The 25,321-nt window shown below is 44.5% G+C and carries 24 protein-coding genes; 4 read left to right on the forward strand and 20 right to left on the reverse strand.

Features of this window, described 5'->3' with window-relative positions:
* Positions 1-5: 5 nt before the first annotated feature.
* The 7 genes from aroB to AC13DA_RS14950 form a co-directional block, all read right to left on the reverse strand.
* Positions 6-1,091: a 3-dehydroquinate synthase gene (aroB, locus tag AC13DA_RS14920; protein WP_284451565.1), complete on the reverse strand. Its 1,086-nt coding sequence runs from the start codon at positions 1,089-1,091 to the stop codon at positions 6-8.
* Entirely contained in the window at positions 1,072-1,623 is a 552-nt protein-coding gene (aroK, locus tag AC13DA_RS14925) for a shikimate kinase AroK (RefSeq protein WP_139031814.1), read from the reverse strand. Before aroK ends, aroB begins: the two co-directional genes overlap by 20 nt.
* Positions 1,624-1,705: 82 nt before the next feature.
* Positions 1,706-3,787: a type IV pilus secretin PilQ gene (locus tag AC13DA_RS14930; protein WP_482945995.1), complete on the reverse strand. Its 2,082-nt coding sequence runs from the start codon at positions 3,785-3,787 to the stop codon at positions 1,706-1,708.
* A 30-nt stretch (positions 3,788-3,817) separates the two neighbouring features.
* The gene (locus tag AC13DA_RS14935) at positions 3,818-4,369 is read right to left on the reverse strand and encodes a pilus assembly protein PilP (RefSeq protein WP_284451563.1); all 552 of its coding nucleotides are present in this window, start codon (positions 4,367-4,369) and stop codon (positions 3,818-3,820) included.
* A gap of 12 nt (positions 4,370-4,381) precedes the next feature.
* Positions 4,382-4,969 (reverse strand): type IV pilus inner membrane component PilO, encoded by a 588-nt coding sequence (locus AC13DA_RS14940; RefSeq protein WP_273178427.1) that lies wholly within the window; start codon positions 4,967-4,969, stop codon positions 4,382-4,384.
* Complete coding sequence (locus AC13DA_RS14945) at positions 4,969-5,529, reverse strand: PilN domain-containing protein (protein WP_273178428.1); 561 nt, start codon at positions 5,527-5,529, stop codon at positions 4,969-4,971. Before AC13DA_RS14945 ends, AC13DA_RS14940 begins: the two co-directional genes overlap by 1 nt.
* Positions 5,529-6,587 (reverse strand): pilus assembly protein PilM, encoded by a 1,059-nt coding sequence (locus AC13DA_RS14950; protein ID WP_273178429.1) that lies wholly within the window; start codon positions 6,585-6,587, stop codon positions 5,529-5,531. Before AC13DA_RS14950 ends, AC13DA_RS14945 begins: the two co-directional genes overlap by 1 nt.
* Positions 6,588-6,778: 191 nt before the next feature.
* On the opposite strand from AC13DA_RS14950, the gene AC13DA_RS14955 reads away from it, so the two are divergent.
* Complete coding sequence (locus tag AC13DA_RS14955) at positions 6,779-9,154, forward strand: penicillin-binding protein 1A (protein WP_482945996.1); 2,376 nt, start codon at positions 6,779-6,781, stop codon at positions 9,152-9,154.
* A gap of 1 nt (position 9,155) precedes the next feature.
* On the opposite strand, the gene AC13DA_RS14960 is transcribed toward AC13DA_RS14955, so the two are convergent.
* From AC13DA_RS14960 to miaB, 9 genes are all read right to left on the reverse strand, one after another.
* Positions 9,156-10,646 carry a M48 family metalloprotease gene (locus AC13DA_RS14960; RefSeq protein WP_284451560.1) on the reverse strand — a complete coding sequence of 497 codons (1,491 nt, stop codon included), beginning with the start codon at positions 10,644-10,646 and terminating at the stop codon, positions 9,156-9,158.
* A gap of 26 nt (positions 10,647-10,672) precedes the next feature.
* Positions 10,673-10,873: a 50S ribosomal protein L31 gene (gene rpmE, locus AC13DA_RS14965; RefSeq protein ID WP_007143969.1), complete on the reverse strand. Its 201-nt coding sequence runs from the start codon at positions 10,871-10,873 to the stop codon at positions 10,673-10,675.
* Positions 10,874-10,996: 123 nt separating this feature from the next.
* A complete protein-coding gene (locus AC13DA_RS14970) occupies positions 10,997-11,572 on the reverse strand; it encodes a class I SAM-dependent methyltransferase (protein ID WP_284451559.1) in 576 nt (191 codons plus the stop codon).
* Entirely contained in the window at positions 11,572-13,023 is a 1,452-nt protein-coding gene (locus AC13DA_RS14975) for a TrkH family potassium uptake protein (protein WP_284451558.1), read from the reverse strand. The genes AC13DA_RS14970 and AC13DA_RS14975 overlap by 1 nt, the downstream gene beginning before the upstream one ends.
* 5 nt (positions 13,024-13,028) lie before the next feature.
* Positions 13,029-14,534: an apolipoprotein N-acyltransferase gene (lnt, locus tag AC13DA_RS14980; RefSeq protein WP_284451557.1), complete on the reverse strand. Its 1,506-nt coding sequence runs from the start codon at positions 14,532-14,534 to the stop codon at positions 13,029-13,031.
* Complete coding sequence (locus AC13DA_RS14985) at positions 14,534-15,397, reverse strand: HlyC/CorC family transporter (RefSeq protein WP_007143973.1); 864 nt, start codon at positions 15,395-15,397, stop codon at positions 14,534-14,536. The genes lnt and AC13DA_RS14985 overlap by 1 nt, the downstream gene beginning before the upstream one ends.
* Positions 15,394-15,858, reverse strand: a complete 465-nt coding sequence (ybeY, locus tag AC13DA_RS14990; RefSeq protein ID WP_007143974.1) for an rRNA maturation RNase YbeY — start codon at positions 15,856-15,858, stop codon at positions 15,394-15,396. Before ybeY ends, AC13DA_RS14985 begins: the two co-directional genes overlap by 4 nt.
* Entirely contained in the window at positions 15,855-16,832 is a 978-nt protein-coding gene (locus tag AC13DA_RS14995) for a PhoH family protein (protein ID WP_284451556.1), read from the reverse strand. The genes ybeY and AC13DA_RS14995 overlap by 4 nt, the downstream gene beginning before the upstream one ends.
* 18 nt (positions 16,833-16,850) lie before the next feature.
* Positions 16,851-18,191 carry a tRNA (N6-isopentenyl adenosine(37)-C2)-methylthiotransferase MiaB gene (gene miaB, locus AC13DA_RS15000; RefSeq protein WP_273178436.1) on the reverse strand — a complete coding sequence of 447 codons (1,341 nt, stop codon included), beginning with the start codon at positions 18,189-18,191 and terminating at the stop codon, positions 16,851-16,853.
* Positions 18,192-18,316: 125 nt separating this feature from the next.
* On the opposite strand from miaB, the gene radC reads away from it, so the two are divergent.
* The 3 genes from radC to AC13DA_RS15015 all read left to right on the forward strand — a co-directional run bounded on the left by radC (position 18,317) and on the right by AC13DA_RS15015 (position 22,253).
* Positions 18,317-18,991, forward strand: a complete 675-nt coding sequence (gene radC, locus AC13DA_RS15005) for a RadC family protein (protein WP_284451555.1) — start codon at positions 18,317-18,319, stop codon at positions 18,989-18,991.
* Positions 18,992-19,091: 100 nt separating this feature from the next.
* Positions 19,092-21,113, forward strand: coding sequence for a TonB-dependent receptor (locus AC13DA_RS15010; RefSeq protein WP_284451554.1), 2,022 nt, complete (start codon positions 19,092-19,094; stop codon positions 21,111-21,113).
* Positions 21,114-21,119: 6 nt separating this feature from the next.
* On the forward strand, positions 21,120-22,253 hold the full coding sequence (locus AC13DA_RS15015; protein ID WP_284451553.1) for a PepSY-associated TM helix domain-containing protein: 1,134 nt from the start codon (positions 21,120-21,122) through the stop codon (positions 22,251-22,253).
* Here the strand turns inward: AC13DA_RS15015 and AC13DA_RS15020 are convergent.
* The 4 genes from AC13DA_RS15020 to AC13DA_RS15035 form a co-directional block, all read right to left on the reverse strand.
* Positions 22,250-22,999 (reverse strand): cytochrome b/b6 domain-containing protein, encoded by a 750-nt coding sequence (locus AC13DA_RS15020; RefSeq protein WP_284451552.1) that lies wholly within the window; start codon positions 22,997-22,999, stop codon positions 22,250-22,252. The genes AC13DA_RS15015 and AC13DA_RS15020 overlap by 4 nt on opposite strands.
* On the reverse strand, positions 22,996-23,439 hold the full coding sequence (locus tag AC13DA_RS15025; RefSeq protein ID WP_482945997.1) for a bacteriohemerythrin: 444 nt from the start codon (positions 23,437-23,439) through the stop codon (positions 22,996-22,998). Before AC13DA_RS15025 ends, AC13DA_RS15020 begins: the two co-directional genes overlap by 4 nt.
* A gap of 29 nt (positions 23,440-23,468) precedes the next feature.
* The gene (locus AC13DA_RS15030; protein ID WP_273178442.1) at positions 23,469-24,320 is read right to left on the reverse strand and encodes a thymidylate synthase; all 852 of its coding nucleotides are present in this window, start codon (positions 24,318-24,320) and stop codon (positions 23,469-23,471) included.
* A gap of 71 nt (positions 24,321-24,391) precedes the next feature.
* Positions 24,392-25,318 carry a sigma 54-interacting transcriptional regulator gene (locus tag AC13DA_RS15035; RefSeq protein WP_284451550.1) on the reverse strand — a complete coding sequence of 309 codons (927 nt, stop codon included), beginning with the start codon at positions 25,316-25,318 and terminating at the stop codon, positions 24,392-24,394.
* Positions 25,319-25,321: the final 3 nt, after the last annotated feature.

Below are 25,321 nucleotides of genomic sequence, written 5' to 3' on the forward strand. Positions count from 1 at the left end.
ATCACCTACTGTTTTTCCTGAAATGCCACCAGCGTTTCTTGCAGCTTTTCTACATCATAATCATCACTGATGATGGCCTTACCAATACCTTTTAAGAGTACAAGACGGATAACGCCATCCTGCACTTTTTTATCCACAGACATCAGGGATAAAAATTTCTCAGCAGACATTTCCTGTGGGCTTTGAACAGGAAGTCCAGCAGCGAGAAACAAATCGGCAATTCGGCTCACTTCATCGGCAGACATCCAATCTTGCCGTGCAGAGAGATCTGCCGCCATCAACATACCAGTTGCAATCGCTTCGCCATGTAGCCAATTACCATAGCCCATGCCAGTTTCAATGGCATGGCCAAAGGTATGACCTAAATTCAATAAGGCACGAACATCCTGCTCTGTCTCATCTTTGGCAACAATATCCGCTTTATCCTGACATGAGCGTTCAATGGCGTAAGCCAGGGCTTGGGAGTCACGTTGTTTTAATGCTGAGATATTTTTTTCTAACCACTCAAAAAAGTCCAGGTCATTGATCAAACCATATTTAATGACTTCGGCAAGACCCGATGCTAATTGTCGGTCATCCAACGTATTGAGTGTATTGGTATCAGCGACCACACACTGAGGCTGATAAAAAGCGCCGATCATGTTCTTACCCAAAGCATGATTAACCGCTGTTTTCCCACCCACAGAAGAATCCACTTGTGACAATAATGTGGTGGGTATTTGAATAAAGGGTACACCACGCTGATAGCAAGCGGCTGCAAACCCTGTCATATCGCCAATCACACCACCACCTAATGCAATCAAAGTCACTTGTCTGGAAAACTGCTCAGACAGTAACTTGTCAAAGATATGATTCATGACCTCCAGAGTTTTGTATGATTCGCCATCAGGAAGCACCACCGAGTCACATTTAAACTCTGTCAACAGAGCACTTACTTTATCGAGATATAAAGGTGCGATTGTTTCATTGGTGACAATCAATACTTCCTGACGTTTAATATGCTTTGTAAGGAGTTCTTTCTGTGACAATAAGTCAGTACCGATGTATATCGGGTAGCTTCGCTCTGCTAATTCAACCTGTAACGTTTTCATGAGTTCTTCTTTTCTTGTCTAATTCTTTCAGCCTACGGATAACTTCATTTACAGTGTGCTGGACGGATTGTTCACCGGTTTTTATTATGATGTCAGCCACGTCACGATAGAGTGGTTCACGAATAGTGAGCAAATTTTCGATTTGTTTACGTCTATCCGTATTTTGTAACAATGGCCGTTTTTTATCTCTGGCCGTGCGCCGATATAACTGTTCGGCTGAGGCTGATAAATAAATCACCTGGCCACGAGACTTCAGGCATTGTCGATTCTGCTCGGATAAAACGGCACCTCCACCTGTAGCCACGACCACATTTTTTAGCTCTGTCAGCTCGTCAATCGCTTTGGATTCACGTTCTCTAAAACCCGACTCGCCTTCCATCTCAAAAATCCAGGAAATCGAGACGCCTGTACGCTTTTCGATGACTTTATCGCTATCATAAAATTTTCTATGCAGAACTTTAGCCAGTTGTCTACCAATCGTAGACTTCCCTGATCCCATCGGCCCAACAAGAAATATATTACCTAAACTCAATGTGGTTTATCCAAATGCTGATGACAAAAAAGCCGGCTCATACAAGACCCGGCTTTTTGATTTTAACTGAAAATGACTGATTTCAGTATTGAAAACCTTCTTTTACAATTTTTGGTGTAATGAAAACAAGTAGTTCGCGCTTTGTATCTGTTTTATTCGTATTTCTGAACATAAAGCCGACATAGGGTAAATCACCAAAAAATGGCACACGTTCTACCGTATCAGATTTTGTTTGTTCATAAATACCACCAAGCACGACGGTTTCACCATTGTCGACCAATACTTGAGTCTGAACTTTTCGAGTATCTATACTCGGAATACCATTAAAAAGGCTACCTACTGCATCTTTACTGACTTCCAAATCCATGACAATACGATCATCAGGGGTAATTTGAGGTGTCACATCCAGCTTAAGAACAGCTTCTTTGAAAGATACATTCGTCGCACCACTTGAAGTTGCTTCCTGATATGGAATTTCTGTGCCCTGCTCAATCGTAGCTTGCTTTTGGTTAGAGGTGATCACTCGTGGAGATGAGATAACCTCACCTTTACCTTCTGTTTCCATGGCTGATAATTCAAGCTCAAGAATCATGCCTAGCGGTAATTTTGTTAATGCAAGACCAATAGTGCCTGCGGCATCACTAACAGGTAGATTAACATTTAAATCCTGTCCAAGTGCTCTGGCTCCTGTTGCTGGAGTAACACTACCGGTGTCGGTGACTGACAAATCACTGAGTGATGACGAAGTAGCAGCACCCAAGGTATTACTTTTTGCAGAGGCTCCAAACCGCACACCTAATTCATTTTCGAAATCATTATTGGCAATAACGATTCGTGATTCAATCAGTACTTGTCTGACAGGTTTATCCAACTGTTCAATCACTTGCCCAATTTCAGTCAGGCTCTTCGCTGTGTCACGAATTAACAGGGAGTTTGTTCTGGCATCAATCGTAATATTACCTCGGGCTGACAAGAAACCTGACTCTTTACCATCGCCCTGCAACAAAGTTGCCAGTTCATCAGCTTTGGCAAACTTGATTTCTTTGATCTCCGTATACAAAGGCTCTAACTCAACTAGCTGTTTTTGTGCTTCCAGCTCTTGCTTTTCTCTTGCCGCAATTTCTGCTGCCGGTGCCACTAACATCACATTGCCATTTTGTCTCATGGCAAGGCCTTTTGTTTTTAGAATGATATCTAAGGCCTGATCCCAAGGGACATTTTTCAAACGTAGAGTAAGATTGCCCGTTACTGTATCACTGGTGACCAGATTCATTCCTGTGAAATCAGCCAAAAGTTGAAGTACCGCTCTCACTTCAATATTTTGGAAATTCAATGAGAGTTTTTCGCCGGTGTAGCCAAACTCATTTCGGCCACCTTTTTTCAACTCATCTTCTGCTACAGGTTTAACTTCCACCACCAGTGTATTTTCAGATTGATAGGCAAGGTGTTCATATTTACCTTTTGTTGTCAGCGTTAGCTGCGTCCCACCATTTTTACTTTCAGTATCCACAAACTGTACTGGTGTAGCAAAATCCATCACATCCAGACGACGATGAAGTTTTTCCGGCAAAGTAACATTGCTCAAATCAACAACAATATTTCCCCGCTCCTGTTTAACATCCATAGAGGCATTATCATTAGCGAGTTTTAATATCAAACGGGCCTGGCCGTCATCACCTCGACGAAAATCAATATCTGTCACACTATTTGCTGCCGATGTCGTACTTGTTTTATTTTTGGCCACATTGACACTATCGATGGTAACAGTCATCTGATTGTTGTCACGGCTTATTGTATAAGGCACTTTTTGCAGTAGATTAATAACCATTCTGGTGCGATCCCCTGCTTCCACAGCAGCGATACTTTTAGTCACACCAATATTTACCTGTTTGACTCTCTGTGGCAGTGCATTCTTGACACCAGCAAAATCAATCACAATCCTGGCTGGATCATCTGTCGAAAAACTATGTGGTTCAGGAAAATCTCCAGAGAACTGCACCTGTATTTTTGCTTTATCACCAGGCAGTGCAGTGAAATCGACAGCCGTCATTTCTGCTGCATTGACGCTATTTGATGCCATTAGAAAAGCGGTTAACCAGAATAAATGCTGTTTCAATCTAACGCTCCAACTCGGCTTGGTTTGTAATGATTGCTGTGTATCCATGACTTTTCCATCTCTAATCATTTTCATTGACTAATTTACCTCTACCGCCGGAACGGAAGTCTCACGTTCGATATAACCACCACCGCCCTGAGGAACGATTTCCTTGAGAACCAATTTAGAATCACTGATTTCCATGATTTTGCCGTTATTCTGGCCCATATAGTTACCTGTCTGCACACGGTGTATGACACCATCCGGTGCCCTTACCAAAGCCCAAACCTGCTCTTGCTCCAATGTACCTACATATTGCAACTGTGATAAATCGAAAAATTCTAATACTTCTTTTCGTCTGTTTTCATCGGGACGAATACCATTATCAACAACAGGCTCTGGTGCGGGCTGCGGGACATCAATCACAGTTGGAACAAACGGGTCTCTCAATTTTGAAGCCGCATACGCAAACTTCTCATAGGGTTTCATAACGGGTATCGGCTCTATATCCGATTTCTGTTGACTTTTCACCTGAGCTATATAGGCATTCAAATCGGCTTTATCCTGATTACAAGCTGCCAGTGAGCATACAAGAAGCAGTGATAAGGCCCATTTAAATATAAGGCTTGATGATGGGTAAATTGTGTTCATGTCATTGTTACTCTATTTATCATCATCAAAATAACGATAGGTTTTTGCTGTAATGTTCATGGTCATTTTGCCTGTCGCCTGACTCATTGGCCCCATGCTGATGTCATGCAAAGTCACAATCCGTGGTAAAGCCGCTACCCCACTCACAAATTCTCCGAACTGGTGGTATGTTCCAGTCACCGTCATCTGTATCGGCAATTCAGCATAAAAATCCACAGGCCTCTCACCTTCGGGTTTGAAAAGCTCAAACTCCAGACCATTTATCAAACCTGTTCGGGTGATATCGACGAGTAAATCGGGTACTTCACTTTTTTTAGGTAGTTGCTCAAGCATAGAGGAAAACATCACTCGCATTTCGGCTAACTGTTCTTTGTAAGCCTCGAGATTTACCGCTTTGGCTTGTTTAATCTCAAAAATTTGCTTGAGTTCGACTTCTTTTTGCTCAAGTTTGGTCAGCTCGGCTTGCTTATCTTTCAGAATAAAATAATAACCACCAGCCCAGACCAACAGACAAATCAACACAGCAGCAACGATTTTTATAGGCGTGGGCCACTCACCACTTTCATTAAAATCAAGTTCGGTAATAGAGGAAAGGTCCATTATTTATCCCCCTTTGTCGCAGCTGCTGATTCATTGACCTCTACAGTAAACTGTCTGATCGCATTATTGCTTGTAGATGTCCGTTTGATAACTTCCAGGCGAGACTCGCCGTATTCCGGATTTTCATCAAGTTGACGCATAAAGACAGATACCCTGGCATTCGATTCTGCCGTTCCGCTGAAGGTAATGGTATTACCTGTACGTACCACTTTTTCTAAATGAATACCCTCAGGAACCACCCGCGCAATAGAGTCGAATACTTTTACCACTTTAGGACGACTTTCCTGTAAATCCTGAATAACTTGCATTCTGGCCAGAAGCCGTTTCTTTTGTGCTTCGAGGTCTTGAATTTCTTTAATTTTGACATCTAACTTAGTGATTTCTGTCTGTAATAGCGTATTGCGCTGGTTTTGATCACTAATCAGGCTATTGGCGTAACCCATCACAAGATAAAAAATAAGGGCTGCAAACAAAAAAGTCGCGCCCATCGCTAAATAAAACTGTTTCTGCCGCTCTTCTCTTCGCTCTTCACGCCATGGCAGTAGATTGATATGTGCCATCAGTCAAAACTCCTCATTGCCAAGCCGCAAGCAATCATCATCGAAGGAGCATCATTACTTAATGCCTGTATTTTCACCCGAGATCCCAGAATCATCTCTGCAAAAGGATTAGCAATAGATGTTGATGTACCGGTTTCTTCTTCTATCATCGTATCGATACCTTCGATAGAAGCACACCCTCCAGCCAGAATAATATGATCGATGGACTGATATTGTGTCGATGCTGAAAAGAAGAATTGCAATGCTCGTGTTACGGTCATTGCCATTGAACGCTTGAAAGGTTCAAGCACTTTCGGACCATAATCATCTGGCAAACTGCCATCTTTCTTCGCTCGCCCCGCCTCCTGATAAGACATCCCGTAATGGCGTTCAATATCTTCAGTTAACATTCTTCCGCCAAATGTTTGCTCTCGGGTAAAAACAATTTTACCGTCAACCAGTACGTGTAAGGTTGTCAGTGTTGCACCAACATCAGCAACGGCGACCGTCAAGCCCTGGCCATGGTGTGGCAATTGTCGAGCGATTAATTCAAACGCATTTTCCATAGTATAGGCTTCGACATCGACCAGTCGGGGTTTTAATCCAGCTTTCTCGACCACCTCAGTACGGACATCCACATTTTCACGGCGTGAAGCAGCAAGCAGAACATCAACAGCTTCAACATCAGCTGCTGAAGGCCCTAATATTTCAAAATCCAGTCGTACTTCATCAAGTGGGTAAGGAATATAGTTTTCTGCTTCCATAAGTACATTTTCTTCAAGCTCACGCTCTGATAATGAAGCAGGAAAAGATACGATTTTACTGATGGCTGAGTTAGCAGAAACGGCAACAGCGGCTTCTTTGGCTTTTGTGCCTGAACGTTTGACTGCGCGTCTTATTGCACCAGCCACTTCATCTCTATTTTCAATGCGGCTTTCAACCACAGCATTGACAGGTAAAGGCTCAACGGAATATGACTCGACAGTATATTTCTCACCTTTTTTACTCAGTTCTAATACCTTTACTACCGAAGAACTGATATCTATGCCTAGCAAAGGGGATTTTTTTCGTCCGAACATTTATCGCCTCAATTCCCGTTGATTCATTGAATAAGCCCACTTAGCACTATTACTTAAAGTAGTTTATTAAGAATCTTGAGCTTGTCAACCTAAATATATCAATAAAACTAGTGATTTGAACCCTCTCACTGTTATTATTTGTGACTCAATATATACTTTCACATCATTTCTTACATAGCAGCCAAGTCTACATGTATCGATTTATTCGTTTGACCACAAAGCTTATTTTAATTTTAGCGTTGTTGACCCTTATCGCCGCCGGCGTGATTTATTTCTTTTTGGCTCCCAAACTGCCTGACACTAACACCCTTAAAGAAACTCAGTTGCAAATCCCTTTGCGAATTTTCAGCTCTGAAGGTCTATTAATGGCTGAATTTGGCGAGAAAAGACGTATTCCAGTGGAATATAATGATATCCCCAAACCGCTGGTTGAGGCCTTTTTAGCCGCAGAGGATGATCGCTTCTACCAGCATCCTGGGGTTGATTATCAGGGCATTATTCGTGCTGCTTACTCCCTGCTGCTCACAGGTGAAAAATCACAGGGTGGTAGCACAATCACCATGCAAGTTGCGCGCAATTTTTTCTTATCTAATGAAAAAACTTATTTAAGAAAATTAAATGAAATTATTCTCGCACTGGAGATTGAAAAGGTTTTATCGAAAGAAGAAATCTTAGCGCTTTACTTGAATAAAATATATCTAGGCAGTCGTGCCTACGGTGTCGGTGCCGCTGCTAATGTTTATTACGGCAAACCACTGGATCAGTTATCCCTCGCTGAGATGGCGATGATTGCAGGCTTACCCAAAGCCCCTTCCGCTTATAATCCCATAGCTAATCCAGAACGCGCGACAGTAAGACGAAACTATGTTTTACGACGTATGTGGGAAGTCGGCTTTATCCAGAAAGCCGATTACGAGGAAGCCATAAAAGCACCCGTTACTGCCAGCTACCATGGCCCGGAAATCAAAGTTTACGCGCCCTATGTGTCTGAAATGGTTCGTACAGAATTGATTAATAAGTTTGGTGAAGAGGCATACACCAATGGCTTTAACGTCTATACAACGATTCGTGCAAAGCATCAGCAAGCAGCCAATAAGGCATTACAATCGGCTTTGTTAGATTACGATCGCAGACATGGCTATCGCGGTCCCGTTGCAAATGTGGCTTTACCAGAAGATGTTTCTGACCGCGCAGCTCTTGATAAAGTGGTTAAGGACTATGACAACATAGGTCCGTTAAAAACGGCTGTTGTTATTGAGACCACAGATGAAAAAGCAGAGCTCTATATTCGAAACTGGGGTTATGCTCAATTACCACTTAATGCCGTTAAGTGGGCTCAGAAAAAACTCAGTACCAACAGTCGTGGCCCTGTCCCTAAAAAGATCACAGATGCCATCAAAGTAGGTGACATCATCCGTGTCGAACAATTGACCAGCCCTAACTGGGAATTGGCTGAATTACCTGAGGCCCAAGGCGCATTAGTTGCTGTTGCCCCATATGATGGTGCAGTCACAGCATTGAATGGTGGTTTTGACTTCTTTAATAACAAGTTTAACCGTGTGACTCAGTCTCGTCGCCAACCCGGCTCTGGCTTCAAACCCTTTATCTACTCTGCTGCCTTGGAAAAAGGGTACACCGCAGCGACGATTATTAATGATGCACCAGTAGTGTTTGATGATCCTGGTCTAGAGAACGTCTGGCGACCACAAAACTACAGCGGTAAGTTCTTTGGGCCCACACGTTTACGCGAAGCCCTTATTCATTCCCGTAACCTGGTATCCATCCGTTTACTGCGCGATATTGGCGCTGACTATGCCGTCCAATATGCAGAACGTTTTGGTTTCAAACCGGGCATGATGCATAAAAATCTGTCGTTAGCGCTGGGCAGTGGCAGTGCCGCCCCATGGGATATGGCACGAGCCTATTCCTCACTGGCTAATGGCGGTTATAAAATTGAGCCTTACATCATCCAGCGTGTAGAAGATGCCTCTGGAAAAATTGTGATGCAGGCAACACCTGATACCGTTTGTGAAACCTGTCTGATGGATGAATCTACTCTTGATGATAGTGATTTCCATGTCGCTAAGCGTATCATGACGCCACAAAATAACTACATCATGAATAGTTTATTACGGGATGTGGTTAAACATGGCACCGGTCGCAAAGCAATGAGTCTTGCTCGTGATGATTTAGCCGGAAAAACCGGTACAACCAATGATCAGGTGGATGCCTGGTTTAATGGTTTTCATCCGGAATTAGTGGCTGTGGCCTGGGTAGGATTCGATAATCCACACTCATTAGGCCGCTATGAAACAGGGGGGCGCGCCGCTTTACCAATGTGGATAGATTTCATGAAAGTTGCTCTGGAAGGCATGCCAGAAGCACCATTGCAACCACCTGTTGGAATGGTAACCGTCAGAATCGATCCCGCGACAGGCCTACTGGCTAGACCTGAAGCCACAGATGCGATATATGAGACCTTCAGAGAAGAATATGTACCAAAACAGATGGCACCGCTATCTGGGCAAGGTGATAGCGGTACATCACCGGTCATCGACTTATTCTGATTTATCGAACCTGTTTGGCCAACTGCCCGGACTGTAATTCACCGTTCGGGTAGTCGCCATTCAGTAATCGTAATTGCTCAATTGGGCTGTTGCTGATTCTGCTTTGTTTTGCCCATGAAGCATAATTATCGTTTTTACCCACCCTGAGAATTTGGATTTTTAGCTCCTGAGCCAGTTTAATTTCATCTTCTCGCAAACTATGCAGACTTTTAATCGTGTTAATAAAAGCTTGATCATAGCTGCTAAACAAAGTGTTACTTTCTGCACCACCAAAGAAAATATAGGCTTTATCTTTTAAGTAAACGACAGCGACCCTGACGGTTTTATCCTGAGCAAGCGTAATCCCGGTATATCCGTCGAGCCCATGACTATTAAAGCTTTGGCCAGAACGAATTGTGGTAATTTTCAAACGCTGCTTAATAAACTGCTCCGGCGTTAACTTACGATTCAGATCCGCAGCGCCCATTTCAACGACAGCCTTGCCATCAGGGGCTACAGCCTGCAGGCTATCCGGGTTATTGTTAATATGCCATTTTTCAGGAAAATCTACAGCAAACCCCATAGCAAGATGATAAAAATGATTTTCGGAGCGAATGCCTTGCTCCTCACTATCACCAAAGGTCATGCTGGCGATATGGTCTAAATAAGCCGTTCTGTCGATTTTACCGTCAGTCACTTTATATTTATCCGCAGCGGCAACAACGCCTTGCAACCGTGTATCATTATCAGGGTGACTAGCAAATAAACCATGGTAGCCCTGATACTCACGACCTTGTTTCTTCGCCTCAGCAGCAGCAAAAATCTCCTGATTTTTCAATACAGTGATGACATCAATCATGGCATGTGGATCATAGCCTGCTCTGGCCAGATACTCGGCACCTAAGCGATCCGACTCAAGCTCATGTTCACGACCATAACCGCTTAATAAAGCACCACCTAACATATTGAAGATATTCTGAGAACCTGCGTTACGTAGCTCCGGGATTAATATCGAGCCCAGGGTATATCCAATATTGGCCGCTTGTGCCGCACTTTGTTGTCTGACACCATGCCGGGCAGTGACATGACCAATTTCATGGCCAAGCACCGCAGCAAGTTCAGCTTCAGAATTCAGATAAGCCATTAGGCCACGGGTGATATAAACATAACCACCAGGCAAGGCAAAGGCATTGATGACCGGAGAATCCAGTACAGTAAATCGATAGACTAAGTCTTTACGATGACTAACCGATGCCAGTTTTTCGCCCACAGACTGCACATAACGTTGCAGTTGCTCATCATCATAACGACCATATTCAGCAATAATTTTGGGATGATTGGTCCTTCCCATCTCCAGCTCAGTATCTTCACCAAACATGACGAAGTTTTGATCACCGGTTACCGGATTCGTTGCACATCCACCAAGCCCCAGAAACAACAAAGCCCCTGCGATTAAGCAGAGGCTTCGTATTCTGTCGTGACTTGTACTACCTTGTACGAACACGTCAATCATAGTTCAAACCATTTTTGTTCGACAGATTATTTACCGTATTTTTGACGGAATTTATCAACACGACCCGCTGTGTCTAACATTTTTTGTTTGCCAGTGTAGAACGGGTGGCATTCTGAACACACATCCAGAGTCAAGTCTGAAGTGCGTGTAGAGCGAGTTTTAAAGGTGTTACCGCAGCTACAGGTAACATTGATCTCGGTGTAATCTGGATGGATATCCGCTTTCATATCTGTACTCGTTATGTGTGTTTGCAAAAAATCTTGCTGTAACCATAAGGTTACGAGCTTTAGAACCGCGTTATTTTATAGATCAACCTTGCTTCAGGCAAGTTTATTTACAATAAAATCTGCTTAAGCTTTCTCAGCGACCAGCATGGCTTGATCTCGCCAACCTGACTCAAGCTGCCCCAACACAGATTCTTCACGATAAACCCGAACGTTAAGACCGCTGAACATATGCAGTAGCTCATTATCATCTAACAGAAAGTCAGGGGTATTTGGACCAATCTCATTAACTTTATTCCGACAAAACGTCTGATAAAACAACAGACCACCCGACTTGAGAGCATCAACAATCACTGGCGCCATATCCCGTACTAAAAAATGCGATACGACAATCACATCATAGACTGCTGTTGCAGGAGGATCCGCAATGACATCACGTTGTTGTGCATGAATATCCAAAGAGACTTTTCCGGCATTTACCTTTAATTGTTCAATCGCGACCGATGAAATATCCCAACTCTCAACTTTTAAGCCTTTCTCTGCTAAAAAAAGACTATTGCCACCCAACCCACAAGCCAGATCTAATGCCAGCCCAGTTTTAGGTAATAAATGCTGGTTTTGCTCTAACACTGTCGAAACACCAGGCTTCTCACTCTGGCGCTTGCTGTAAATCGCATCCCATTTTTGTTGTACATCCATCATTAGCGACGCCAAAAGGCCGGGGTCAGCACCACAAGCAAAGTAAATATTTCTAATCGTCCCAATAGCATAGCCATGGCTAATACCCATTTGGAGGGTGCATTAATTTCACCAAAGTTAGCCCCCACTTCGCCAAGCCCGGGACCGAGATTATTCAGACAGGCTGTTACTGCAGAGAATGAGGTCACTACATCAAGGCCGGTCGACATTAAAAATAAATGCATGATACTGAAACAGAACACATACATGGCAAAAAAGCCCCAGACCGCGCCAACCACTTTCGCAGGCAGGGCTTTGCCATTCACCTTGATGGCAAAGACCGCATTAGGGTGAATCAGACGTAATACTTCACGATACCCCTGTTTAAACAGCAGCATGATACGGATGACTTTAATACCGCCACCCGTGGAAAAAGCACAGCCACCGATATAACTTGCCATCAATAATAGGATAGGTAAGAAACCAGGCCACAGGTAATAATCGGTTGTGGTGTAACCAGCCGTTGTACCGATAGACACTGTCTGGAAAACGCCTTGATGCACTGCGGTCCAAAGGTTATCGAAGGTACCACTGAAATACAGATAACTCGACGTCACTACTGATATCACGCCAAGTATGGCCAGATAAGTCCGTAACTCAGAGTCTTTCCAATAATGTTTGATGCTGCGGTGGCGCCAAGCCAGAAAGTGAAGCGAGAAGTTCATACCGGAGATCAACATAAAGACCACGGTAATCATTTCAATCGTTGCACTGTCAAAAAAACCAATACTGGCATCATGAGTGGAGAAACCACCTATCGCCACTGTTGAGAAACTATGACAAATGGCGTCAAACCAGGTCATCCCACCTAAACGAAAAGCAATCGCGCAAGCAATGGTCAACGATAAGTAGATATACCAGAGTGCTTTAGCTGTTTCGGTGATCCGTGGTGTGAGTTTGGCATCTTTCATCGGCCCCGGTGTCTCAGCACGATAGAGCTGCATACCACCAACACCTAATAAGGGCAGGATAGCGACCGCCAATACGACAATTCCCATGCCGCCTAACCACTGTAGAAACTGGCGATAAAACAGAACGGCTTTAGGCAGTGTATCTAAGCCAGTAAGAACGGTTGCACCAGTAGTTGTCAAACCCGACATCGACTCAAATACAGCATCGGTAAATGACATTTTAGGGACTTCAGTCAAAAAGAAAGGCAATGACCCGGATAAGCCCAAAGCAATCCAAAACATCACCACCACAATAAAACCATCGCGAATTTTTAACTCTTTACGATGATGCCTGACGGGCAACCAAAACAATAAGCCGATAATCAACAACATAACAAAGGCGGTGAGGAAGGCGCTGCTGGCACCATCTTGGTAGTACCAGGACACCAATACAGGCGGCAGCATCGTGATACTGAACAGCGATAACAAAATACCTAGAATGCGTTGAATCGTCAGTAACTGCATGATGGTTAGGTTGAATCCGTTTTACGGTGATAATAAAACCAGCTTAGCAGCATCAAAAGCATCAACATAAACACTGGCCAGCGTTTGGCGATAACATAGGGTGTTGCCCCCTGTCTGGGCTGAATATCAGCCGTCAGCGTTGCCTGCTCAAATTGAGCGGTTTGCGACTGAATACGGCCTTTATAATCGACAAATGCCGATATGCCATTTGTTGTTGCCCGCACCAAAGGCCTTTCTGTTTCTAAAGCACGGCTTCGTGAAATTTGTAAATGCTGGTGCGGCGCAAATGAATCCCCATACCAGGCATTATTGGTGGCATTAATCAGAATAGAAGCTTGAGGTAACGCGTCTAACACCTCCAGTGAAAAAACATCTTCATAACAAATAGAGATGCCAACTTGCTGCCCAGAGGCTTTTAACAGACTTTGTTGCTCTGGTCCCGGTACAAAGCCAGACATCGGCAAATCAAAAAAAGCAATCAACCCTCTGAGCCAGGCAAAAGGCACATAATCGCCGAAAGGCACCAGATGGCGTTTATGATAGAAGCCCTCATCCTGCCCGGCGACCATCATACTGTTGTAGTAGTCCTGACCATTTTTATCTTCAACCGGCAGGCCAAGTAAAATATCGGTATTGTGTTGTTGCGCTTCGTTAATCAGCGGGTCGATATAAAAGTCTTTTAACTGATGATAAAAAGCAGGAACGGCATTTTCAGGCCACACCACCAGCTGACTGTCCCAATGTTGTTCCGTTAATTGCTGATACAGGGTAAGTGTGCTGACAAGTTGTTCAGGACTCCACTTCACATCTTGGGGCACATTGCCCTGCACAATCGTAGTTTTGATAGGTTCGCCAGCGGCCCTAGTCCAATCGACAGATTGAAGCCCTTGTCCCCCAACCCAAATAACCACTACAGGCAGTATCCACAACTGTTGTTTGTATTTAAACAAAATAAACAAACAACTTGCTGTCAGTGCGACCAGGAAAGACACAGCATTGACACCAATAACAGGTACCCAGCCAGCTAACGGACCTTCAATTTGACTCACACCCAACTCTAACCAGGGAAAACCACTCAAGAACCACGCTTTAAATAACTCAAAACCAAACCAGGCAATGGGTAACAGTAAAGCAATATCAAATAAGGAAAATGTGTAAGAAGAGAGTTTTTTTACCAGCCAGCCAAACAATGCCAGATAGGAAGCCAGGATAGCGACAAACAAAAATGTCAGCATTCCCGCCAAAAACCAGCTGGTATGACCGAAGACATGGATAGCCACATACACCCAGGACACGCCGACACCGAACATGCCAAGCCCAAACAGCCAGCCTCGCCATGCGGCTTGTTTTGCCGTGGTGTTATCCCAACTGGCGAAAAGCAGAATCAGACTTAAAACAGCAATCGGATAAGCGTTAAAGGGAGAAAATGCCAGCGGTAAAATAGCACCGCCAAATAATGCAACGATATGTCCTTTCCAACCCTGCATAGTCAGCCCATTATTCTTTTGCATTATTCGGTATCTGCTTCTGGTTCTTCTTCCGGTAACACCACCATCTTCATCAGATATAAACGACGGTTATCTGCACGTAAAATCGTGAACTGGAAACGGTCAATCGTGATTTCTTCACCACGTTCAGGCAAATGCCCGAACTGATTAACAACGTAACCACCCACCGTATCAAAATCTTCATCACTCCAATCGGTTTCGAAAAACTCGTTGAAGTCTTCGACCATCGTTAAAGCTTTGATGGTGTAGGTGTTTTCATTTCTTTGCAGAATAGGTGCATCATCATCAATATCATGTTCGTCTTCAATTTCACCGACGATTTGTTCTAATACATTTTCAATGGTGACAATACCAGCCACACCACCATATTCGTCCACTACGATGGCCATATGATTACGGCGAGCCCGAAACTCACGTAACAAAACATTCAGACGTTTACTTTCGGGAATAAATACAGCGGGACGTAATATCTCACGCAGATCAAAATTGAAATCACCGCTGTTCACCACGGCCGTTAATAAGTCCTTGGCGAGCAGGATGCCAATCACATCATCACGGTCATCATCCATCACAGGAAAGCGTGAATGCGCCGTTTCAGTGACCAGTTTCAATGTTTCTTCAGGGGCAGCATCACGTGACACCATGACCACTTGTGAGCGTGGAATCATAATATCGCGGGCCTGCATTTGCGAAACGCTTAATGCGCCTTCAACAATAGATAGCGCTTCTGAATCCAGAATATGCCGTTCAGAAGCTGAACGAATTAATTCAATCAGTTGTTCCTGATCTTGCGGTTCCAGAAACAAGTTACTGAGCTTTCGCACCCAGGATTGATTTGCTAAGCGACTCGGTCGTCCTTCACTCATGATTCCACTCCCTGCCATTCATAGGGATTAGCTATATTTAACTGATGCAGAATAGCTATTTCTAATGTTTCCATCTGTTCCGCTTCATCCGATTCAATATGATCATAACCTAATAAATGTAAACATCCATGGATCACCATATGTGCCCAGTGATGTAACTCGGCCTTACCTTGCTCTTGCGCTTCTTTTCTTACCACAGGCACACATATCACTAAGTCGCCTAATAAGCGGGGTTCTAATTTAATGGGTGCATCAAAAGGAAAAGACAAGACATTGGTTGGCCCATTTTTGCCACGATACTGACCGTTGAGTTCAGCACTTTCTGTTTCATCAACTAAACGAATACTCAGTTCACAGTCTTCATTGACTTCGTCTAACGCTGCTTCAGCCCACTGAGTAAACAGTGACTCATCCGGTATATCACCATCATAAGCACACTGAAAATCCACTACCACGCTCATGCTTTTCGGTCAGCCTTATCGTATGCCAAGATGACTTTTTGTACCAGCGAATGTCGAACAACATCTTTTGCCTGGAAGAAAGTAAAGCCGATACCATCCACATCCTTCAACACTTCAATGGCATGACGCAAGCCAGAGCGGGTTGAACCGGGCAAATCCACCTGAGTGATATCACCGGTAATGACCGCAGTGGAGTTGTAACCCATCCGGGTCAGGAACATCTTCATTTGTTCGACAGTGGTATTTTGCGCTTCATCAAGAATAATGAAAGACTCATTGAGTGTGCGACCACGCATATAGGCTAATGGGGCGACTTCAATCACATTGCGTTCCATTAACTTAGCCACGCGTTCAAACCCTAACATTTCATACAAGGCATCAAACAGCGGTCTGAGATAAGGGTCAACTTTCTGAGCTAAATCACCAGGCAAGAAACCAAGACGTTCGCCCGCTTCTACTGCAGGTCTGACCAATACAATTCGGCGACAAAAATCACGTTCGAGGGCTTCCACCGCACAGGCCACGGCAAGATAGGTTTTACCGGTACCAGCAGGCCCCACACCAAAGTTAATATCATGGGTCATCACCCGACGTAAGTAGGCTTGCTGATTTTCACCACGGGCTTTAATCAAACCACGCTTGGTTTTAATCACCACCTCTTTATCAGGTTCACTGGCCGTGGCGACATCGTCACCACCACTTTTACGAATCGCCATATGAATCTGCTCAGGTGCTAATACGGTCTGTGCCGTTTCAGCATACAAGTCATGAATCACTGCCTGAATGAGTGTTAATGTATCTGCCGGGCCGATAATCTGAAAGTTCACGCCCCGATTATTGATTTCCACACCAAAGCCACGTTCCATCATACGAATATGTTCATCCATATGACCACACAGATTGGCAAGACGAGGGTTATCTGCCGGACTAAGCTCGAAGCTGATGCTATCGAGCGCTTGAGAAGTTTGAGTCACTATAGAATTCCGATGAGCTTAAAGTGCAACGCTATCAGCGAGTAATTCGCCGCGCAAGGAGTTCGAGAAGGCTTCTTCAATACGCACATCCACAAACTGACCGATAAGACTGCGGTCACCAGGGAAATTCACTACCCGGTTATTTTCTGTGCGACCGGCCATATCACCACCACCGCGATGAGCTTCGCGCTCAACTAAAATACGCTGAGTGGTGCCAATCATGGCTTTGGCATGCTCGTCTTCCAACTCACGTAAACGATCCTGCATGATTTGCAGACGACGTTTCTTTTCTTCTTCGGAAACGGAATCCACGAATGCCGCGGCCGGTGTCCCAGGGCGAGCGCTATAAACAAAGCTGAATGAATGATCGAATTTAATCTCGTTGATTAAATCCATGGTCGCCTGAAAGTCTTCTTCCGTTTCATTAGGGAAACCGACAATAAAGTCACTCGACATGCTTAAATTCGGTCTGACTTCCAGTAATCGGCGAATCTTACTTTTATATTCCAACGCGGTATGACCACGCTTCATCATCGTCAGAATACGATCAGAACCCGACTGAACCGGTAAGTGCAGATGATTCACCAACTCTGGCACTTCGGCAAAGGCCTCAATCAGGCTGTCAGAAAACTCAACTGGATGAGAGGTAGTAAAGCGAATACGTTCAATGCCATCTATTGCAGCGACGTAATGAATTAACAGCGCCAGATCAGCGGTTTCATCACCTTCAATCACCCCCTGATAAGCATTCACATTTTGGCCTAACAGGTTCACTTCACGCACACCTTGCGCCGCTAACTGACGAATTTCACGCAGAATCGGACCAACCGGGCGGCTGACTTCTTCACCACGGGTATAAGGAACGACGCAGAATGTGCAGTATTTACTGCAACCTTCCATCACCGAAACAAAGGCAGTTGGGCCATCAGCTTTCGGTGCTGGTAAATTGTCAAACTTCTCAATCTCAGGGAATGAGATATCAATGCTGGGTTTGCGGCTGATTTTGACCTCTTCCAACATGGCCGGAAGACGGTGCAAGGTTTGTGGTCCAAAAATCAGATCGACATAGGGCGCACGCTGACGAATCGCTTCACCTTCCTGGCTTGCCACACAGCCACCCACACCAATAACCAAGTCAGGACGTGTATCTTTCCAACGTTTCCAGCGACCAAGCTGGTGAAACACTTTTTCCTGTGCTTTTTCGCGAATCGAGCAGGTATTAAGAAGTAAGACATCTGCTTCTTCTGGAATATCTGTGGGTTCTAATTGATGAGATGCCGCCAGGACTTCTGCCATTTTTGATGAATCGTACTCATTCATCTGACAGCCGAATGTTCTGATATATAGTTTGCCAGCCATAGTTTCTGCTAAAGTCAAAGGGCGCACAGGATACTATTTTTTGCTTGATTAGTACATACAAGTGATTGTTTTTACTAATAACTGCAAATATAGTGTGGGAAGGAACAACAACAAGGAAGTGAATCATGGCAATCAAGGATTGGCCTGCCGATGATCGCCCTCGGGAAAAGCTTTTATTATCAGGTGCTAAGGCACTTTCTGATGCAGAGCTTCTGGCGATTTTTCTGCGCACGGGTGTGAAAGGATTTTCAGCTGTCGACTTAGCACGCAAACTCATTCATGAGTTTGGCTCTTTACGACAATTATTAGAAGCGGACCAGCAGCAGTTTTGTGAAGGTCATGGATTAGGTCAGGCGAAATACGTTCAGCTTCAGGCTGTTCTGGAAATGGGCCGCCGTCACCTGGAATCGAGTTTAAAGCATGGCGATGCCTTTACCGATGCTGACAACACCATGCGCTACATCAAACAACGTTTACGCGCCTATCCCCATGAAGTATTTGCCTGCCTGTATCTGGATAACCAACATCGTTTTTTGTACTTCGATGAATTATTTCGCGGCACCATTGATGGTGCCAGCGTTTATCCACGTGAAGTCGTTAAAGCCGCACTGAAACATAACGCTGCCGCCATTATCCTGGCCCATAATCATCCCTCTGGTGTCGCTGAACCCAGTCAGGCCGATATTCATATTACAAAACGAATTAAGTCTGCCCTCGATCTCGTCGATATAAGAGTACTGGACCACATTATCGTCGGGGATGCAGATGTCACTTCTTTGACACAACGCGGTTGTATTTAATTGCGGCAATTGCCATAACGATAAGTGAAATGACCTATTTATCAGGTGTTTGATATCTCTACTATTGTCCGGTTTTTGAATTTAAATGGGTGAGAGAATCATGAGAAAGTCACTGGAATTATTCAGCCTGGGCTTTTTATTAACGCAGAGTATGTGTCTGTACGCTGCCGATAATGGGCTAATCGATGATGCCAGCCTGAGCTTGGGCAGCCTGGTGGTGTCATCAGACAGCACAGGACCACTAACCTCACGTAATCTGTCGACATCAGTTGATGTGTTGAACGAAGACCGGATTGAAGATCAGAACGTGAGTTACACATGGCAGCTTTTTGACCAGATGCCGGGCGTGATGCTGACCCAGTTCGGTATGGGTAATGAGTCTGGCAAAATTTCTTTTCGCGGCTTTAATGGCGAAGGTGAAGTCAATGCTGTGAAACTGCTGATTGATGGCATTCCCAGTAACCAGAATTCCGGCAATATGCCCTATCTGGAATTACTGACACCTCTGGAAATCGAAAGTATCGAAGTCGTTCGTGGTACCAATGATCCACGTTATGGTTTACATAATATTGCCGGTAATGCTGGTATTTTTACTCGCCAAGGAGGTAACTATAATAAAGCTCGTGTCACTTATGGTAGTTATGCGACACGCAATGTGCAGTTTATCAGCGGCATGGAAAGTAATGGTTTTTCCCAGAACTATGCAATTAGCTATTTAAATTCAAATCGCTATCGCCACCACAGTGATATCGAAAAAAGTACCTTCTCTGGTAAGTGGTTTTATACACCGAATGATGGCCGTGCCCAAATCGGCTTTATTGCCAGACATGGCAAAGCTGAAGCTGATGAAGCCGGTTATCTGACCCGGGCTGAGGCACATGATGATCCAGAACAATCACGTCCGCATAACGCCGCAGATGGTGGTGATCGTATGATGAATCAGTTCAGTGCTCACTTGGATATTGATATCACGGATAATCTGTTCTGGAGCAGCAAAGCTTATTTAAATGAGTTAGACGAAGATCGTTATGTCACCTTTGCAGCAGGCGGCAACCATAACGAACGATTAACCGAAGAAGAACATAAAGGGGCTTTAAGCACCTTAACCTGGCGACCGGATGTAAGCTGGGCGCATGAGTTCAGCCTGATGGGTGGATTGAGTGCTGAATGGCAAAATAATGAAAGTCGTCGTTATCTGGTGGATCTGGACCGAAATAGAACATCGCAGACTCGCAACCAGAACTTCGATTTTGATATTTATGGTGGATTTATTCAGGCCATATACAAACCGACTGAGAAACTGAAAATTGTTCCCGCGTTTCGGGTTGATACTGTGCGTGGCAGCTTAAATGATAATGGCACGCATCGTGAAATTAACGATTATGGCAATATCAACCAGCCAAAACTCAGTGCGGTCTATTCTTTTAATGAGCAATACGCTGTATACACCAATTGGGGCAAAACCTTTCAGGTCGCTTCCGGCGCTGCCAGCTATAAACAAAACGCATTATCAAATGATCTCGATGCTTCAATTAATGAAGGCTGGGAAGTCGGACTTAAATTTACACCCACAGATTGGTTAAATGGACGGATTGCGGTCTGGCAGCAAGTCGCCTCAGGTGAATTTAAAACAAAGTTGGGAGACGCCAATAATGACAGTGAGAATATTGGTAAAACTCAGCGTCGAGGAATTGATTTCCAGTTCAATGCACAAGCCTCTGACAAACTTGGCCTCTGGTTCGCGGCTTCATTTCAGGATTCAGAAATTATCAAAGCTGGTGCAAAAACCCCACTCAATAAAGGTAATGAGATTGATCATGTGCCACACTATTTGATTGATGCCGGGGTGGATTATCAGGCTACACCAAAACTTAAATTATCTTCCTGGGTCAGCGCCCAAGATGATTATTATCTGAACCAGGAAAACGATACCAATAAATATGGTCAATACGTGTTAGTAAATGCCTCAGCCAGTTATGCACTGACAGAAAAGGTCAGGCTCGATGTTGAACTTAAAAATATCTTTGATCGTTATTATGAATATGTCTGGATGAATTCAGAATCAATGCATTCGCCTGGCGATGGTCGCTCGATTTATGGCTCAATTCAATATGACTTTTAAGCATTAATGACAAAAGCGCGACAGCTTTGGCTGAAAATTCATACCTACCTGGGACTCAGCATTGGCATCATGCTGGTCTTATTAGGTCTGACGGGCAGCATTTTAGTGTTCTATTTACAATTCGATATCTGGTTGAATCCAGATATCGAAGCTGTCTCGACAGCCCCCGTCAGTCAGCAACAAACTGTCTTTGATCAATTACAGCAGCAATTTCCAACACGAACTGATTCCTGGCGTATTGAACAGCCACTTCATTCAGGCTGGCCAATTATGGCGCGTTATTACACGCCTGTTGAAACACGTGATCTGCAATTTGCGCCGTTGATGGTAACAATCGATCCCGCCACATTAGAGATCACCAGTAAACGCTTCTGGGGCGAATTTGCGATGACCTGGATCTACAATCTGCATTACAGCTTATTAGTAGATAAAACAGGCAAAACCTTCGTAGGTATTATAGGTCTCATCAGCCTTATCTCCCTGCTCTCCGGTGTCGTTTTATGGTGGCCCGGCTGGCATAAATTGCAACAAGTGATGGCTTGGCGATTACGTACCAGTTATGCCAAAAAAGTGTTTGATCTGCATATTCTGTCTGGCAGTTATGGTTTCATTGTGTTGTTTATGCTCAGTTTAACGGGTGCAGCACTGGCTTTACCTACACAGACTCAGCAGATTATCCGTGTTTTTTCTCCATTAGCCTCCAGCCCTATACTTTCTCGCTCACTGCAGCAGCAAGGAAAAAAACCTGTTATCTCAGCAGATACGGCGGTAGCGTCAGCTTTTAAATTATTCCCCGATGCTGAGTTACGCTGGGTAGAGTCACCGGGGATCAAAAAAAATAGCTGGCGAGTCGTTTTCTATCAACAAGGCGAACCAAGCCGCCGTTTTCCACGAACACAAGTCTGGGTGAATGCGTTTACTGGTGATATTGTCGCTAGCCGCGATGGCTTAGCCGATAGTGCCGGAGATAAAGTCTTAAACTGGCTACACCCCTTACATAATGGCGAAGCTTTTGGTCTAACCGGCAGGATTATTGTGTTTATCTGTGGTTTTCTGCCATTAATTTTATTCATTACCGGCTTATTGCGCTGGCAACAAAAGCGGCACGCCAGAAAGCGCACCGCTTATCGCCATTGTTAATCTTCGTCCCAGTCTACCGGGGTATCTTTGAATACTTTTTTACCGGTAAACATGGCCGATACCAGACCATTACGCTCCCGAAGCTCGCTATAAACGACTCCCAGAATATGTAAGATGATGGCCAGACTCAGCACCCAGAATACGATCTCATGTATTTCTTTGAAGGGTGAACGAAAGTCACGCATTTGCTGATAAGCCGCTTCATTCACGCCGTCTTTTGAGTATGGCTGAACTAAGGCTTCTGTTTGTGGACTCTCTGCCACCCAGGCTTTAAAACTATCGCCAAATGGTGGCATATACACATCGGTACCACCAAGCACTAACCCTGTTACCGCCTGAATCGTTAACAAGATAAACAACAAAGTCACCATTAAACGTGCCAGAGGATTATGTCCGGCAAAACCAACCGGCTTACCTTCATTGATGCTATCCAGGTAAAGTTGTCGTTGCTGTTTATACTTTTGTCCAAGCGGCAAAATAGCTGCCCAGCGACTAAATCGGTTACCAATAAAACTCCAAAACAACCGCACGGCAAGATTAATCACAAACACATACCCCACATATACATGCCATGTTTTTAACAGGATTTTGCCTTCTGTCGTTACGCCCAAGGCTTTACTGTTCATAATTGCCACACCAATAGCAATCAACCCAATAACCGACAATACGTTTATCCAGTGAAACCAGCGAACCATACGATCCCATACTGGATACTCTGTTAATGTTCTCGCCATTTGTCTTTTCATTTTTCTCTCTCTCCTTGTTTATCTACACGGCAATATTCGCCACTCCAGTCATGTAGATAAGGTGTGATAGTTTTATGAACATCAAGATGGGCCTGCCACCAATCTTTCAGAAAAATAAGCACTTGTTCGGGCCGCTTTTGATGTTTTGCATGCTCACAAACAACCTTGAACTCGGTAATTAACTTATCCATTGCCTGCTGATAGTTTTTCAGTTCAGGATATTCCGTGGAATTTAATATGCCTTCTTCTGTTTTGTAATGAAACACGATGTAACTTATCAGAAGCTTAACCGTGGGTAATAAGGACTCAAATTCCAACCCTTGCTGGAGGAAATAATGCAGTGAATTTATGGTGGCGAGGATGGCTCTGTGCTGCTCATCAATAATGGGCACCTGCTGAGTGAACTCCTCTTGCCATACCAGTAATAACGGTCTATCCATATCGTTCACTCCCGCAAGAAGCTATCGCATCAGACTGAAAACGGATATTTGATGGCTTCGTGATATTGGTAACCTTCAACCTCAAAATCATCCAGGGTGACCCAAGTTTCCAGATCCTTTAATGATTTAATTTCCGGGTTAATGTGTAAGCTCGGTGAAGGATAAGGTTCACGTTTCAACTGTACATCGCGCATTAATTGCAATTGGTCTTCGTAAATATGCGCATTCACAATCTTATGGTAAGCCTTACCCGGTTTCAGACCAGAAATTTGCGCCATGATTTTGAGTAAGAAAAACACCTGCACCTGATTGAAGTTAAGGCCCAGAGGCACATCACAAGAACGCTGGTAAGAGGTTAAATAAAGCGTATCGCCTAATACAGAGAAAGTGTGGGTATGCATGCAGGGTCTGAGACAGCCCATATCAAACTCACCTGGATTGTAAAATGTCAGGATCTCGCCACGATCATCAATGCCACGCTTCAAGTCATCGGCGATTTTTTGTAACTGATCTAATGTTGAGCCATCCGGTTTTTGCCAGCGACGGCCCTGAACACCATACACCCGCCCCATATCATCATCACCTTTGCGGTGAGGATTATTCAGCCAGTCTTTATTATCATTGGCATTGGCATCCCAGGTGCGACAACCAATCGCCCGAAAATCTGCTGCATTGTCATAGCCACGCAGATATCCCAACATTTCGGCAATGGCCGCTTTCCAGTAACTCTTACGAGTGGTGATTAAGGGAAACTGATTGTTGGCCACATCATATTCCAAATCAGCATTAATCACGGTCAGGCAACGTTTACCCGTCCGTTCATTTTCAACCCACTCACCTTCGTCGATAATACGTTGGCATAAATCCAGATACTGTCTCACTCAGAAGACTCCAATTCTCGCTGCAAAATTGCTGATGATTTTGGCATTGCTAGGTCAGACAGACAACCTCATTAAGGGGACAGGTTATATTTCTGCATTCGATATAACAGGGTATCGCGGCTAATACCTAATAAGCGGGCGGCTTTAGAGCGATTACCCGCCGCCATATCCAGTGCCTGCTCAATTAAGTCCAGCTCCACTTTTGCGAGATCGATACCACTGGCCGGCAGCACAAACTGATGTTGCTCTATGGCCACTTCGGGGCACATCTCTCTCGGTAAATCAGCCGGTTGCAATAACTCACCGACATGCAAAAGCGCCAGACGTTGACACAGATTCTGCAATTCCCGGATATTGCCAGGCCAGCGGTAATGGACAAGGCTCTGTTCCGCTTCTCGCGAGAGCCTGACCACCGCATTATTACCAGCAAACTCTTTCAGGTAATGTTTCATCAGTAGTGGAATGTCTTCAGAGCGATCACGCAAGGCTGGTAATTCAATTGGCACCACCTGTAAACGATAAAACAAATCTGCTCGAAATCGCCCGGCTTTCACTTCCGCAGGCAAGTCAGCACTGGTCGCTGCCAAAATACGAACATCGGCGACATGTAAACGATGACTTCCCTGTAACTGACACTCACCTGCTTCCAAAAAACGTAAGACTTTTGCCTGAACAGATAAAGGTAGAGCATCCACTTCATCCAGAAACACCGTGCCACCTTCTGCCGCCAGTAGCCGTCCCCGAAATGTGACTTCGCCATGCTCATTACTTCGGCCAAACAAATCCAGCTCCACATCTTCTGTGGGTAATGCGGCACAGTTAATCGTAATCAGGGCATTGTCACGTCGACGACTTTGCTCATGCAAACTTAAGGCAATTAACTCTTTGCCAGTCCCCGTTTCGCCACTGATAAGCACACTGGCATCACTCAAGGCAATCATGGGCAATGTACGCAGGATATGGGTTAAATCAGGCGATTGTCCTAAAATCGTAGTCATAAC

The sequence above is a fragment of the Methylophaga sp. F-2 genome (assembly GCF_056859315.1).